The organism is Kitasatospora sp. NPDC001119 (assembly GCF_053598475.1).
Genome location: NZ_JBSFKI010000008.1, coordinates 96,880 through 110,642, shown reverse-complemented (window position 1 = coordinate 110,642; position 13,763 = coordinate 96,880). Strand labels below are relative to the sequence as shown.

12 protein-coding genes are annotated in these 13,763 nt (G+C 73.8%); 8 read left to right on the top strand and 4 right to left on the bottom strand.

The window, feature by feature from the left end; genetic code table 11:
• Positions 1–36 precede the first annotated feature (36 nt).
• Positions 37–852: an SAM-dependent methyltransferase gene (locus tag ACWDD9_RS12420; RefSeq protein ID WP_416873962.1), complete on the bottom strand. Its 816-nt coding sequence runs from the start codon at positions 850–852 to the stop codon at positions 37–39.
• A gap of 254 nt (positions 853–1,106) precedes the next feature.
• Between ACWDD9_RS12420 and ACWDD9_RS12415 the strand changes: the two genes are divergently transcribed.
• The 6 genes from ACWDD9_RS12415 (at position 1,107) to ACWDD9_RS12390 (ending at position 6,688) form a co-directional block, all read left to right on the top strand.
• Positions 1,107–1,454, top strand: coding sequence for a PRC-barrel domain-containing protein (locus ACWDD9_RS12415; protein WP_449811649.1), 348 nt, complete (start codon positions 1,107–1,109; stop codon positions 1,452–1,454).
• Positions 1,455–1,560: 106 nt separating this feature from the next.
• Positions 1,561–1,827: a metal-sensitive transcriptional regulator gene (locus ACWDD9_RS12410; RefSeq protein WP_049651499.1), complete on the top strand. Its 267-nt coding sequence runs from the start codon at positions 1,561–1,563 to the stop codon at positions 1,825–1,827.
• A 363-nt stretch (positions 1,828–2,190) separates the two neighbouring features.
• Positions 2,191–3,627 carry an endonuclease/exonuclease/phosphatase family protein gene (locus ACWDD9_RS12405; protein WP_449811558.1) on the top strand — a complete coding sequence of 479 codons (1,437 nt, stop codon included), beginning with the start codon at positions 2,191–2,193 and terminating at the stop codon, positions 3,625–3,627.
• Between the two features lie 44 nt (positions 3,628–3,671).
• Complete coding sequence (locus ACWDD9_RS12400) at positions 3,672–5,675, top strand: phosphocholine-specific phospholipase C (protein ID WP_380737197.1); 2,004 nt, start codon at positions 3,672–3,674, stop codon at positions 5,673–5,675.
• An 85-nt stretch (positions 5,676–5,760) separates the two neighbouring features.
• Entirely contained in the window at positions 5,761–6,234 is a 474-nt protein-coding gene (locus ACWDD9_RS12395; protein ID WP_049651503.1) for a VOC family protein, read from the top strand.
• 4 nt (positions 6,235–6,238) lie between these two features.
• Positions 6,239–6,688 (top strand): SRPBCC domain-containing protein, encoded by a 450-nt coding sequence (locus ACWDD9_RS12390; protein ID WP_049651504.1) that lies wholly within the window; start codon positions 6,239–6,241, stop codon positions 6,686–6,688.
• 37 nt (positions 6,689–6,725) lie between these two features.
• Here the strand turns inward: ACWDD9_RS12390 and ACWDD9_RS12385 are convergent, their stop codons facing one another.
• Together ACWDD9_RS12385 and ACWDD9_RS12380 are read right to left on the bottom strand one after the other, a co-directional pair.
• A complete protein-coding gene (locus tag ACWDD9_RS12385) occupies positions 6,726–7,979 on the bottom strand; it encodes an FUSC family protein (protein ID WP_074004852.1) in 1,254 nt (417 codons plus the stop codon).
• 131 nt (positions 7,980–8,110) lie between these two features.
• Complete coding sequence (locus tag ACWDD9_RS12380; protein ID WP_074004851.1) at positions 8,111–8,845, bottom strand: polyprenol monophosphomannose synthase; 735 nt, start codon at positions 8,843–8,845, stop codon at positions 8,111–8,113.
• 158 nt (positions 8,846–9,003) lie between these two features.
• Between ACWDD9_RS12380 and ACWDD9_RS12375 the strand changes: the two genes are divergently transcribed.
• On the top strand, positions 9,004–9,840 hold the full coding sequence (locus ACWDD9_RS12375) for a hypothetical protein (protein ID WP_449811557.1): 837 nt from the start codon (positions 9,004–9,006) through the stop codon (positions 9,838–9,840).
• A gap of 10 nt (positions 9,841–9,850) precedes the next feature.
• Here ACWDD9_RS12375 and ACWDD9_RS12370 read toward each other — a convergent pair whose 3' ends face one another.
• The gene (locus tag ACWDD9_RS12370; protein WP_449811556.1) at positions 9,851–11,446 is read right to left on the bottom strand and encodes a N,N-dimethylformamidase beta subunit family domain-containing protein; all 1,596 of its coding nucleotides are present in this window, start codon (positions 11,444–11,446) and stop codon (positions 9,851–9,853) included.
• Positions 11,447–11,852: 406 nt separating this feature from the next.
• Here ACWDD9_RS12370 and ACWDD9_RS12365 point away from each other — a divergent pair, with 406 nt between their 5' ends.
• On the top strand, positions 11,853–13,754 hold the full coding sequence (locus ACWDD9_RS12365; protein ID WP_387826484.1) for an APC family permease: 1,902 nt from the start codon (positions 11,853–11,855) through the stop codon (positions 13,752–13,754).
• The last annotated feature ends 9 nt before the right edge of the window (positions 13,755–13,763 follow it).

The window sequence follows — 13,763 nt, the reverse complement described above, 5'->3', positions numbered from 1 at the left end:
CCGCCCGGCCGGCGGTGGCCGGTCCGGCCCCGCAGCTCAGGGCTTGCGGGCCACGGCGCCGTACATGCTGACGCGGTCGGCGCCGGGGGCGGGGGTGGTGTCGGGGCGCCAGAGGGGGACGGTGGTCACGCCGGGGTCGAGGAGGTCGAGGCCGTCGAAGAAGGCCCGGACCTCCTCGCGGGAGCGGCCGACGAGGGGTGCGGTGGCCTTGTCGTAGACACCGGTGACCCGGTCGCGGATCTCGGCCGGGATGAAGTCGGCGGTGCCGTGCGAGAGGACCAGGTGGCTGCCGGAGGGCAGGGCGTCCAGCAGGGCGGCGAGGGCCTGGTGGGGCTGGTCCTCGTCCCGCAGGAAGTGGAGGACGGCGGCGAGGACGAGTCCGACCGGGCGGGAGAAGTCGAGCAGGTCCGCCGCCCGGACGGCGTCCAGCAGCGCGGCGGGCTCGCGCAGGTCGGCCCGGATGACGGTGGTGTGGCCGGGGCCCGAGCCGGCCATCAGGGCGCGGGCGTGGCTGAGCACGATCGGGTCGTTGTCCACGTAGACGGTCCGCGCGCCCGGTCGGGCCGCCTGGGCGATCTCGTGGGTGTTGCCGGCCGTGGGGATGCCGGTGCCGATGTCGAGGAACTGGTCGATGCCGAGTTCGGCGACGCACCGCACCGCGCGGGTGAGGAAGCCGCGGTTGGCGCGGGCGGTGGAGCGGAACTCCGGGTTGGCGGCGAGCGCCTTCTCGGCGGCGGCGCGGTCGGAGGGGAAGTTGTCCTTCCCGCCGAGGTAGTAGTCGTACATCCGGGCCGGGTGCGGCACGTCGGGCCGCAGGTCGGCCGGGATCCCGGCCCCGCCGGACTCCCACATGTTCTCGTATCCCACGGTTGCCGTCTCCTCTGCCCCGGGCGCCACGGACGATCCACTCGCGGCCCTGTTGGCGGACAGCCTAAAGCCCAGGTCACGGCCCGGGTGCCGGTTGGTCGGGTCACCCCCGTATGTCCCTTTTCGTCGGGCGGGGCGGGCTCCCGGGCTCGCCGCGCGCCCCTGCCGCTCCCGGCGGAGGATGGAGGTCCGGGCGGGGGAACAGCCGGGGACGGGAGGTCAGGCCCGTGGGTATCGCGATGGCGGACGTCCGCGAGTGGCGCGGCCACGCCGTGGTCGACGAGAAGGGCCACCGCATCGGGTCGCTGGAGTCGGTCTACGTCGAGACGGCCAGCGACGAGCCGTTCTTCGGCACGGTCACGGTCGGTTTCGCCGGCCGGCGCCGCCTGGTGTTCGTCCCGCTGGACGGGGCGGTGGCCGGGCCGGACTACCTCCGGGTGGCCTACCCGCGCAACCAGGTCAAGCAGGCCCCGGCGATCGGCACCGACGACGTGCTGCCCGCCGAGGACGAGCCCGCCGTGTTCGCGCACTACGAGCTGCCGTACGCGACCGGCGCGGGCGGGGAGCGCCGCCTGGCCCGCCGCTGAGCCGAGCTGTGCCCGGGGCCGCCGGGCACGGCTTTCGCCAGCCGGGAATGAATACCCCGCCGGGTACACTTGTCCATCGACAGTCGATGTGAAAGGCGGCCCCGACATGCAGGTGGACGAGGAAGCGGTCGGCGCGGTCCTGAACCGGCTGCGCCGCGCGCAGGGCCAGTTGGCCGGAGTGATCGCGATGATCGAGGCGGGCCGGGACTGCAAGGACGTGGTGACCCAGCTCGCCGCCGTCTCGCGCGCGCTCGACCGGGCGGGGTTCAAGATCGTCGCGAGTGGCATGCGCCAGTGCATGGCCGCCGCCGACCAGGACGCCGCGCCGATGAGCGAGGCCGAGCTGGAGAAGCTCTTCCTCGCCCTGGCCTGACCGGGCGGCACCCGGTTCGACAGTACGGTCCGACGAGGGCCGCGGCGGATCCTCCCGCCGCGGCCCTCGCGGCATGTCGGCGGAAACACCGGAGGAAGCATCCGCGAACCTGCCCGCCGAAGCACCCGCGACCGCACCCGCGCCGCGGGCCGACGGCCCCGCCCAGCGAAGTTCCCGTACCGCCCGACGCTCCGTCATGCGTCGTTCACGCGCCGGTCGCCGGCCTTCGGGTGAATGAGGGCCGCCCGCAGTTGTACAGCCAACTGCGGGCGCTCCCCTCCTCCCAGCCTCCGTGACCAGCCGAACCCGGCCCCGGCGAACCGTCCCCCGGCGGTCCGGCCCCGGGCGGCGGACAGGACAACCGTGGCCGCAGGCAGCGCCCTGACGTTCAGTTCCTCCACCAACCCCACCGAAGGCGACCGGCTCACCTTCCACTGGAGCACCGACGCCCCCGACGCCAAGAACTGGGTCGGCATCTACGACGGCGACCGCCAGCCCGGCAACGGCGGCTCGCTGCTGTGGAAGTACACCGCGGGCACCTCGGGCGACGTCCAGCTCGACACCTCCGCGCTGACCGGCGGCCCGTACACCGCCTACCTGCTCGCCAAGGACGGCTACGGCATCCTGGCCCGCACCGGGCCGTTCACCTTCCGCCCCAAGCCCGCCGTCGTCCGCCCGCACGCCGCCGTCGACGCGTTCACCGCCACGCCCGTCGCCCCGGGTGCCGCGGTGACGGTCCGGCTCGGCGGCCTCTGGTCCCGTCCGGCCGGCAACCCGGCCGGCTCCGCCACCTACCGCAAGGTGAGCGGCCCCGCCTGGGCCTCGGTCGGCGCCGACGGGACGCTCACCGGCACCGCCCCCGCCACCCCCGGCCGGAACCCCGAGCCGGTGGTCGTCGGCGTCAGGGACAGCGCGGGTGCCACCGACACCGTCACCGTCCTCGTCCCGGTGGCGGACCCGGCCGCCCCGCCGCGCCTCAAGGCCGCCAGCTGGAACCTGCACGACGCGGGCTCGGCCCACACCGACGCACTGGAGAAGCAGCTGCGCGTGGTCCTCTCCCAGGGCCTGGACGTGCTCGCCCTCCAGGAGACCGCGGGGGAGCGGGCCAGGACCCTGGCCGACGCCCTCGGCTGGTACGCCTACCAGAGCCCGGGCAGCGTCGGCATCCTCAGCCGCCACCCGCTCACCGACGTCACCCCGCCGACCGCCGAACTGCCCGCCGCCGCGGCCACCCTGCGGCTGCCCGGCGGCCGCACCGTCCGCTTCTGGGCCGCCCACCTGGACGAGGCGGGCTACGGCCCGTACGCCGTCCAGGACGGCCGGACCGCCGCCGAGGTGGAGGCCGCCGAGAACGGCTCGCTGCGGCTGAGGCAGGCCAAGGCGCTGGCCGCAGCCGTCCGCGCGGACATCGCCCGGCGCACCCCGGTGGTGCTGGCCGGTGCGCTCTCCTCGCCCTCGCACCGGGACTGGACGACCGCCACCGCCGCCGCCCACCAGGGGGTCGGCGCGCTCGCCTGGCCGGTCACCGTGGCCCTCCAGGGCGCCGGACTGACCGACACCTTCCGCGAGGAGAACCGCGACCCGGTCAAGGCCCCCGGTGCGACCTGGTCGCCCACCCGCAAGCGGCGCGGCGACCGCCCCGAGCCGCAGGACCGCACCGACTACGTCCAGTACGCGGGCCCGCTGAAGCTGGTCGAGGCGCACATCCTGGCCGTCGGCTGGCCGCAGCCCGAGCCCGGCTCCGCCGCCAACGAGTGGCCCTCCGACACCGCCGCCGCGGTCGCCACCTTCCAGCTCTGAGCTCCCAGGCTCCCCGACTCCCAGCTCCGAGAGGCCAGTTCGTCATGCCCGAGCTCTCCCGCCGCACCTTCGTCGGCGCCACCGCGGCCGCCGGCGCCACCGCCCTGTCCGGCCTGACGGCCGCCCAGGCCGCCGCCGCCCCGGCCCCCGCTCCCGCCGCCGGTGCCAAGCCCGGCACCCCGCTGACCGGCACCGTCAAGGACGTCAGGCACGTCGTCGTCCTGATGCAGGAGAACCGTTCCTTCGACCACTACTTCGGCACCCTGGCCGGCGTCCGCGGCTTCGGCGACAAGCAGGCGCTCCAGTTCCCGGACGGCACCGACGTCTTCCGCCAGCCCGACGGCCGGCGCAGCGACGGCGGCGTGATGCTGCCGTACCGGATGGACACCGCCAAGTACAACGCGCAGAACGCCGGCGGCCTGCCGCACGACTGGGCCACCGGCCACCAGGCCATCAACAACGGCGCGATGAACAAGTGGATCGCCGCCAAGGGCGAGCGCACCATGGGCTACTTCACACGGGACGACATCCCCTACCAGTACGCCCTGGCCGACGCGTTCACCGTCTGCGACGCCTACTTCACCTCGCTGGCCGGCCCGACCGACCCCAACCGGCTCTACCTGTGGACCGGCACGTCCGGCCCCGGCCGCGACGGCACCACCGGCCCGTGGATCGACAACACCCCGGTCACCGACAACCCCGTCGCCGACTGGACCACCTACGCCGAGCGCCTGGAAGCGGCCGGCGTCAGCTGGCGCGTCTACCACAACCCCAGCAAGGACGAGCGCACCGGCGACTACGACGACAACGCGCTCTCCTACTTCAAGCAGTTCCACAACTTCCCGCACGACGACCCGCGTTACGTCAACGCGATGACGAAGTTCGACCCCGCCGACTTCGACCGCCACTGCAAGGACGGCACCCTGCCGACCGTCTCCTGGCTGGTCGCGCCGTACCTGTTCTCCGAGCACCCGGAGGCCGGCCCGGCCTACGGCGCGCACTGGGTCGACCAGGCCCTGCGGTCGCTGACGTCCAACCCGGAGGTCTGGCGGCACACCGTCTTCCTGGTGATGTACGACGAGAACGACGGCTACTTCGACCACATGGTCCCGCCCACCCCCGAGCCCGGCACCCCCGAGGAGTTCACCCAGGGACGGGCCATCGGCCTCGGCAACCGGGTGCCGCTCTGGGTCGTGTCGCCCTGGTCGCGCGGCGGCTGGGTCAACTCCCAGGTCTTCGACCACACCTCGGTGCTGCGCTTCATGGAACTGGTCACCGGGGTGGCCGAGCCCAACATCTCGGCCTGGCGCCGGGCCGTCTGCGGCGACCTCACCAGCTGCTTCGACTTCGCCGCCCCCGAGCTCTCGATCCCGGTGCTGCCCGACACCAAGGCCCTGATGGCCAGGGCCGACGCGGGCACCAGGCTGCCCGGCGTCGCGCTGCCGGCGGTCGGCGCCCAGGCGATGCCCGTCCAGGAGCGCGGCGAGCGCCCGCACCGCCCGCTGCCGTACCAGCCGTGGGCCGACGTCGAGGTGGACCGGAAGACCGGCAAGGTCACCTGCACGATGAGCAACGACGGCTCGGTGGCCTTCCCGTACACCGTCTACCCGAACATCCTGCTCCCCTTCGCGGGCACCCCGTACACCGTCGCCCCCGGCGCCACCGCCCGGTACGTCTGGGACGCCGCCACCACCGACGGCCGCTACGACTTCACCGTGCACGGCCCGGACGGCTTCGTCCGGCGCTTCGCCGGCACCGTGGTCCGCGACGGGCAGGACGGCCAGAACGACATCGGCGTGCCGATCGTCACCGTCGACCTGCGCGGCAGCCGCAAGCTCACCCTGCAGCTCGTCAACGACGGGATGACCGACGTGGCCTTCACCGCCGCGCCCAACGACTTCGCGGGCACCGCGCAGACCGTCTGGGTCAAGCCCGGCAAGCAGGCCGACCTGGCCTGGCCGCTGGACGAGCAGGGCCGCTACGACGTCGTGGTGACCGCCCACACCGGTCAGCGCTTCGTCCGGCGCTTCGCGGGCTGGGTGCACTGACCCGGCGACGGCCGGGGGCGCCGATCCGGTGACCCCCGGCCGTGGCTCGGCCGCCCCGACGGACCCCGCCGTTACCGTCGGGCGCATGCAGAAAATCACCACCTCCCTCTGGTTCGACGACCAGGCCGAAGAGGCCGCCGCCTTCTACACCACGCTGTTCCCGAACTCCCGGGTCCTCAGGACCACCCGCTACGGCGAGACCGGCCCCGGCCCGGCGGGCTCGGTGATGACCGTCGAGTTCGAGCTCGCCGGCCGCGCGTACGTCGGCCTCAACGGCGGCCCGGCGTTCCACTTCACCGAGGCGATCTCGCTCCAGGTGGCGTGCGACGACCAGCAGGAGGTCGACCGGCTCTGGGCGGAACTCACCGCCGACGGCGGCCAGCCCGGCCCGTGCGGCTGGCTCAAGGACCGCTACGGCCTCTCCTGGCAGATCACCCCCCGGGTGCTGCTCGACCTGGTCTCGGGCGAGGACCGGGCCACGGCGGACCGCGTCTTCGCGGCCATGCTGCGGATGCAGAAGATCGAGATCCAGCCGCTGCTCGACGCGGCGAAGGGGTGAGCCCGTGACCGCCTTCAGCCACCGCGGCATCACCTACCTGCGGGCCACCCCCGAGCGGGTCTGGCACGCGCTCACCAACGCCGACGAGTCCGGCCTCTACTGGGGCCACCGCAACGTCTCCACCTGGCTGCTCGGCGCGCCCTGGGAGCACCAGCGGACCGACGGCTCCGGGACCGCCGACGTCATCGGCACCGTCGAGGCGGTCGACCGCCCGCACCTGTTGGTCACCACCTGGGCCGGGCCGCAGGAGGGGCGCGCCGCCTTCCCCTCCCGGGTCACCTTCGAACTCCAGGGCTGGCACGACCTCACCCGGCTCACCGTCACCCACGTGGACCTCGCCGACGAGGCCGCCCGGGCGGACGCCGAACAGGGCTGGTCGGCGGTGCTCGCCAACCTCAAGACCTACCTGGAGACCGGCCACCCGCTGCCGCAGGAGCCCTGGCTGATGCCCTGAGACCCCGGCGCCCGCCAAACCACCGGGTGTTCCACCGCTACGCCGCCGGGCGGTCCGCCGCAGCGGACGTCCGGCCGCCGCGGGCCCGTTCGCCCCGCAGCAGGCGGCGCAGCCAGGCGTAGCGGGAGAACCGCTCCCGGTTCGCCACCGAGGCCCGGTCCAGTTCCTCCATCAGCCGCCGGCCGCGGTGCTCCAGGTCCATCTCGTCCAGGATGCGGTCCACCTCGGCCAGTATCGAACCGTGCAGCTGCCAGGCCTCCGGGTGCTCCTGGACCTTGCGCAGCAGCACCTGGGCGACGTTCTCCCGGCAGGCCCAGGCCGCCGCCAGCTCGGCGGTCAGCCGCTCCTCCGCCTCCTCGGCGCTGCGGCTCACCTGGGTGGTCACCAGTACCGCGTAGCTCACCATCGCGCCGCCGACGTGCGCCAGCAGCTCCTCCAGCCCCGTCGCGACGTCCGGCGGGAAGAGCCGTTCGCCGGGCGCGCGCCGCTTGGCCAGGTCGGTCAGCGAACGGGCCAGCACCCGGATCACGACGACGCAGATCTCCAGGGTGTCCAGCCCGGTGCGCAGCACCAGCCGGGACAGCAGCCCCTCGCTGATCCGCGGGTTGAACCGCAGGCTGTCCTCGGCCTGGCGCAGTGCCGCGTCCACGTCGGCGATCGCCTGGTCCAGCCGGCGGGCCTCGTGCAGCCGCTCGGCGGCCCGGGCCACCGGGGTGGGGCGGCCCAGCTCCTCGGAGATGTCGAGCAGCAACTGGCGGGCCCGCCGGGCCAGGTCCTCGATCGACTCCCCGGCGGTGTCCACCCAGACCGGCGGCGCGAACACCAGGTTGAACAGCAGGCCGACGGCCGCGCCGATGAGGGTCTCCAGCACCCGGTCCCAGGCCTGCGAGGCCAGCTTGGTCACGCCCAGGATCAGCATCGCGCTGATCGCGACCTCCTGGACGAACTCCTCGACCCGGACGAACCGGCCGACGACCAGCGAGGCCAGGATGATCAGCCCGAGGCTCCACCAGGAGAGCCCGACCACCGCGCTGAACCCGATCGCGATCAGCACCCCGACCACCACCGAGTTGACCCGGCGGATGCTGGTCTTGAGCGTCGAGTAGACGGTGACCTGGACGACCAGCAGCGCGGTCAGCGGCGCCGTCAGCGGGGCGGGCTCGCTGCTCAGCCGCGTCGCCACCGCGAAGGCGATGGTGGCCGCGACGGTGGCCCGGACGCTCTGGACCACGAACGGTTCTCGGGCGCCGCGGCGGACCAGGTCCGTGAGTGTCTCCGGGAGAAGGGCCATGTCGCCCTTCTTTCCCCGCGGCGGCCGTTCACACCGCTCCGGCGGCGGTCCGGCACCCGTACGACCGCACCGGGCCGGCGTCCTGCCGTGCCCGGTCCCGTCCGGTTCCGCCCGGTCCCGTCGGTGCCTCGTCAGCCCTCGCGGTTGAAGCGCAGCTTCCAGGGCGCCAGCGCGGACTCGACCTGCACGCCCATGCTCATCTTCGAGGCGCCCTCGATCCGCTCCTCGAAGCGGATCGGCACCTCGCGGATCGTCATGCCCTGCTTGACGACCCGGTAGTTCATCTCGACCTGGAACGAGTAGCCGTTGCTCCGCACGGTCGGCAGGTCGATGGCGCGGAGGGTGTCCGCCCGCCAGGCCTTGAACCCGGCGGTGGCGTCCCTGACCCCGAGGCTGAGGATCGTGTTGACGTAGAAGTTCGCCCAGGCCGAGAGCGCCTTGCGGTGCCAGGGCCACTCCTCGGCGGTGGAGCCGCCGGGGACGTAGCGGGAGCCCAGCACCACGGCGGTGTCGTCGCCGAGCAGCAGCTCGACCATCGCGGGTATCGCCGAGGCCGGGTGGGAGAGGTCGGCGTCCATCTGCACCACGACGTCGGCGCCCTCGTCCAGGGCCCTGGCCATGCCGGCCAGGTAGGCGCGGCCGAGGCCGTCCTTCTCGGTGCGGTGCAGCACGCCCACGGTGCCGCCGGAGTCCGCGGCGAGCTTGTCGGCGATCTCGCCGGTGCCGTCGGGGGAGTTGTCGTCGACCACCAGCAGGTGCAGGTCGGGCACCGGGAGCTCCGCGAGCAGGCCCGCGAGGACCGGGAGGTTCTCCCGCTCGTTGTACGTGGGGACGACCACAACGACCTTGGGGGAGGCCTCGACCATGTTCTGTTTCCCTCGTGCCTGCTCCGGATGAGACCGTGCGAGTGTATCGGGCGTTCCGACCGCCTCCTGCCCCGGCCGGAGGTCGGAAGCCCGTTCGATCACGATGCGGTACCGTGACGGGCCGCGAACGCCCGGAACAGTAGCCCCGGAGACCTCCCATGACGATCCGTCGCACCACTGTCCTGCCCGCCACCGCCCTCGTCGTCGCGCTGGCCGCGCTCACCGGCTGCGGCTCCGACGCCGCCGCGCCGCCGCCCGCTGCCGGGACGTCCGTGGGCGGGGTGCCCGCCGGCGCCACCACCGGAGCACCACCGGAAGCCACCGGGGCACCGACGGAGGCCACCGGGGCGCCCGCCGACCCGACCGGGGCCTTCGACCCCGCGGTCGCGGTCGCCCACCGCTCCCGGGAGTCGTACGCGGCGACCTCCGAGATGACCGTCGAGACGGGCGAGGGCGCCGAGAAGGACGTGCTCACCGTCACCGGCCGGGCGAACCACAACACCCCGGCCGAGGGATCCCGCCTGGAGACCAAGATGGTCCGCGGGTCCTCCGTCCTGGCCTGGGAGGAGAAGGTGGTCGTCGACCAGGCCGTCTACCGGCGGGACAAGGAGAACGGCGGGACCGGCTGGACGACGGACCAGAAGCCCCCGGCGAGCGCCGGGACCGGCGCGCAGGACACGGACGGCTACGCCAAGGTCCTGCTGGACGCCGGGCCCGCCGCCCGCAAGGGCATGGAGACCGAGGCGGGCGTGCCGGTGTTCCACCTGGCCGCCCGGCTCTCCCCGGCCGAGCTGCGCCGTGCGGACCCGACGTACGGGGACGGACGGCAGAACCAGGGCACGGACGCGGCGGACGTCCAGCTGTGGATCGACCGGCTCGGCCGGACGGTCCGGGTCGAACACTCGACGGTGGTGGCCGGCCGGCCCGTCGTGACGAGGGAACGCCTCTCGGACTTCGGTCCCGCGGAGACCTTCACCGCGCCGTCCGCGGGCTGAGCCGGGGCGGCTACGCCGGGCCGTAGACGGCGTCGAGGTTGTCCTGGGCCGGGTGGGTCCGGCCGGCCGGGCCGGCGGCGAAGGCGCGCAGGACGTTCTCGGTGACCTGGCGGACCAGGTCCCCGGCGTGCGAGTCGATGCCGTGGTCGGCCCGGCCGCCGCCGGGGCCGCGGGCCTCCAGCGCCTCGACCCAGCGCATCGTCCCGGTGGCGAACACCCCGGCCCCGCTCGGCACGGTGTAGTAGGCGGTGTCGGAGTGGGAGCGCCGGCCGTCGCACACCACGGGGGAGTGGGCGATCACCTCGATCGGGCGCGGGGTGGGGAAGCCGGTGTGCACCCGGTCGTACTCCACTCCGACCAGGTGCGGGAACGAGGCCCCCGCCGCGACGCCCGTCCCCTCGTACGCCCAGTGCCCGGGCGAGGTGACCACGTACGGGGCGTCCACCGGGTAGCCGTCGTAGATGACGCCGAGCATCGAGCTCTCCGGGTCGGCGCCCGGGCCGGTCCGGAAGTCGGTGGTCGCCGGGGCGCCCGCCAGGTGGCCCGGGTCCTGCGCCCAGGCGTCCTTGTAGCAGACCACCGTGCGGTCCGACCCGAGGTCGGACGGCTCGAACCGGATCCGGCGGTAGCAGCAGTTGGCGCCCAGGACCGCCAGGTTGGTCCCGGCGTCGCGGGCGGCGACCACGTTGGCCCGCTGCTCGGGCGACCAGTACTCGTCGTGGCCGAGCGACAGGACGGCGCTCGCCCCGGTCAGCAGGCCGGGTTCGCGGGCCACGTCGACGCCGGTGGTGTAGGCGAGCGGCAGGCCGAGCCGTTCGGCGAGGGCGACCAGCGGCGCCTCGTAGACCAGGAACAGCCCGGCACCGTGGTCGTAGTCGTACGGCCGGTCGAAGACGACCTTCAGCGAGCGGGTGGCCAGGCCGCCGGTCGGGCCGTTGTAGAGGCTGTAGCCGCCCCACTCGTTGTAGGCCTGCCAGGTCGCCGGGGCGCTCATCACCACGGTCCGGCCCGCGGTGCTCGCCGAGCGGACGGTGAGCGGGACGTAGCGCCGCCCGGAGCCGTCCTCGGCGTCCAGGCGCAGCAGGTAGGCGCCCTCGGGCCAGCCGGCGGTGTCCACCGTGAGGGTGCGCTGCCAGCCGGTCAGGACGGTGCGGGTCGCCGGGTCCACGTGCGGCGCGGCCTGCTTGCCGCCGGGGACGTGCTCGCGGCGCCAGACCAGCCGGGCGCGGGCGCCGTCGTACCAGCCCATCCGGTAGGCGGAGACGGTGAACGCGGTGGCGGGGGTGGAGACGTGCAGGCCGAAGGGTTCGCCGGGCAGGACGCTGACCCGGTCGGCGAAGCCCTCGATGGCACCGTCCGGGCCGGGGTCGGTGATCTCCCAGTCGGCGTTGCCGGGGCGGGAGCGCTCGCTCGTCGGGCCGGTGTGGCCGTCGGCGGCCGGGCCGGCGGTGCCGGGTGGCGTGGACGCCGGGGCGGCCGGCGCGCCCGCGGCCCCGGCGGACGGGTGCGCGGCGGGGGCCGCATCCGGGCGACGGGGGCCGCAGGAAGTGACGGCGGCCGCCATCAGGCCCAGGCCCAGGATCCTCCGCCGACTCGGCTCCGCCACCGCTTCCTCCGTTTTTCCTGTCCCTGCCCGGTCCGTGGGCGCGCCGGCCCGGCCGGTGGCGCGCTGTGGAGCGCCGGCCCGGTGCGTCGGTGCGCGCGGACATCCTCGCGTGTTCCGCGAGGTCCGTGCAGCCTGGCACACCGGACCGGGCGCGGCCGCACCCGTCTCGGGACGGCCCGCCACCGGGGAGGGCCGTACGGGCGCACCCGGGCGTGTCGGCCCGCGCGGTTGACCGGCCCCGGCGGGCCGGTCCCCTAGCCTGACCAGGCCCGCCGTCCGGCGGCCACAGGGGGTCCGGAGCCGTACGAGGCCGGCCGAGTCGTGGACAGGGGTGCCCGTGGTGTCGTCGGGGTCGGCCGAAGCAGGGGCGGGGCCGGTCACCCGGCGCGGGCGGTTCCGGGAGTGGATGCTGGAAGGCCTGGCCGACCTGGCCAAACAGCACCCAGGCCCGCACGCCGAGGCGCCGCACGAGAAGGGCCAGCGCTGGTGGCGGGTCATGTGCCTGACCGGCCTGGACTACTTCTCCACGCTCGGCTACCAGCCCGGCATCGCCGCGCTCGCGGCCGGACTGGTCTCGCCGCTGGCGACCATCGTGCTGGTGGTCGTCACCCTGCTCGGCGCGCTGCCCGTCTACCGCAGGGTCGCCCAGGAGAGCCCGCACGGCCAGGGCTCGATCGCGATGCTGGAACGGCTGCTCTCCTTCTGGCAGGGCAAGCTCTTCGTGCTCACCCTGCTGGGCTTCGCGGCCACCGACTTCATGATCACCATCACCCTGTCCGCCGCCGACGCCAGCGCCCACCTGGTGGAGAACCCGCACCTGCACAGCGCCCTGACCGGCAAGCAGGTGATGCTGACCCTGATCATGATCGCGCTGCTCGGTGCCGTCTTCCTCAAGGGCTTCAGCGAGGCGATCGGCCTGGCGGTGGTGCTGGTCGCGGTGTACCTCTCGCTGAACGTCGTGGTGGTCGCCAACGGGCTGTGGCACGTGCTCAAGGCCCCGCACGTGTTCAGCGACTGGACGCACGCGCTGACCGTGGAGCACGGCAACGCGATCGCGATGATCGGCGTCGCGCTGATCGTCTTCCCGAAGCTGGCGCTCGGCCTGTCCGGCTTCGAGACCGGCGTCGCCGTGATGCCGCACATCGAGGGCGACCCGGACGACACCGAGGAGAAGCCCACCGGCCGGATCCGCGGCGCCCGCAAACTGCTGACCACCGCCGCCGCGATCATGAGCGTGTTCCTGATCGCCACCAGCTTCATCACCACGCTGCTCATCCCGGCCGACCAGTTCAAGGCCGGCGGCCAGGCCAACGGGCGGGCGCTCGCCTACCTCGCCCACGAGTACCTGGGCAGCACCTTCGGCAGCGTCTACGACCTGTCCACGATCGCCATCCTCTGGTTCGCCGGGGCCTCCGCGATGGCCGGGCTGCTCAACCTGATGCCGCGCTACCTGCCCCGCTACGGCATGGCCCCGCACTGGGCCCGCGCGGTGCGGCCGACCGTCATCGTGCTCACCCTGATCGCCTTCCTGGTCACCTGGATCTTCGACGCCAACGTGGACGCCCAGGGCGGCGCCTACGCCACCGGCGTGCTGGTGCTGATCAGCTCCGCCGCCATCGCGGTGACCATCGCCGCCCACAAGGCCGGGCAGCGCCGTTGGCGCACCGGCTTCGCGGTGATCGCGGGGGTGTTCCTCTACACCACGGCGGTGAACATCGCCGAGCGGCCGGACGGGGTCAAGATCGGCGCCTGCTTCATCGCGGGCATCATGCTGCTCTCGTTCCTGTCCCGGCTCAAGCGGGCCTTCGAACTGCGCGTCACCGACGTGGTGCTGGACGACGTCGCGGACCGGTTCGTCCGGGACTACACCCACCGCCCGCTGCGGCTGATCGCCAACGAGCCGAACAGCCGGGACCTCGCCGAGTACCGCGACAAGATCCACCAGATCCGGCGGGACAACGACATCCCGGCCGAGGACGACCTGGTGTTCGTCGAGGTCACCGTGCTCGACCCGTCCGACTTCGAGGCCGTACTGACGGTCCGCGGCGAGGTGCTGCACGACCGCTACCGGGTGTTGGCGCTGGAGAGCTCCAGCGTGCCCAACGCGCTGGCCGCGCTGCTGCTCGAGGTGCGCGACCGCACCGGGCAGCAGCCGCACATCTACTTCGAGTGGACCGAGGGCAACCCCTTCGCCCAGTTCCTGCGGTTCTTCCTCTTCGGACAGGGCGAGATCGCCCCCGTCACCCGCGAGGTGCTGCGCGAGGCCGAACCGGACCGGTCCCGCCGGCCGGCCGTCCACGTGGGCTGAGCGGGCGGC

Bases quoted from the DNA above. Each gene is read 5' to 3' on its own strand.
- ACWDD9_RS12385 (WP_074004852.1), bottom strand. From the start codon at position 7,979: ATGGCCCTTCTCCCGGAGACACTCACGGACCTGGTCCGCCGCGGCGCC.
- ACWDD9_RS12380 (WP_074004851.1), bottom strand. From the start codon at position 8,845: ATGGTCGAGGCCTCCCCCAAGGTCGTTGTGGTCGTCCCCACGTACAAC.
- ACWDD9_RS12400 (WP_380737197.1), top strand. From the start codon at position 3,672: ATGCCCGAGCTCTCCCGCCGCACCTTCGTCGGCGCCACCGCGGCCGCC.
- ACWDD9_RS12410 (WP_049651499.1), top strand. From the start codon at position 1,561: ATGCAGGTGGACGAGGAAGCGGTCGGCGCGGTCCTGAACCGGCTGCGC.
- ACWDD9_RS12395 (WP_049651503.1), top strand. From the start codon at position 5,761: ATGCAGAAAATCACCACCTCCCTCTGGTTCGACGACCAGGCCGAAGAG.
- ACWDD9_RS12365 (WP_387826484.1), top strand. From the start codon at position 11,853: ATGCTGGAAGGCCTGGCCGACCTGGCCAAACAGCACCCAGGCCCGCAC.
- ACWDD9_RS12420 (WP_416873962.1), bottom strand. From the start codon at position 852: ATGTGGGAGTCCGGCGGGGCCGGGATCCCGGCCGACCTGCGGCCCGAC.
- ACWDD9_RS12375 (WP_449811557.1), top strand. From the start codon at position 9,004: ATGACGATCCGTCGCACCACTGTCCTGCCCGCCACCGCCCTCGTCGTC.
- ACWDD9_RS12415 (WP_449811649.1), top strand. From the start codon at position 1,107: ATGGCGGACGTCCGCGAGTGGCGCGGCCACGCCGTGGTCGACGAGAAG.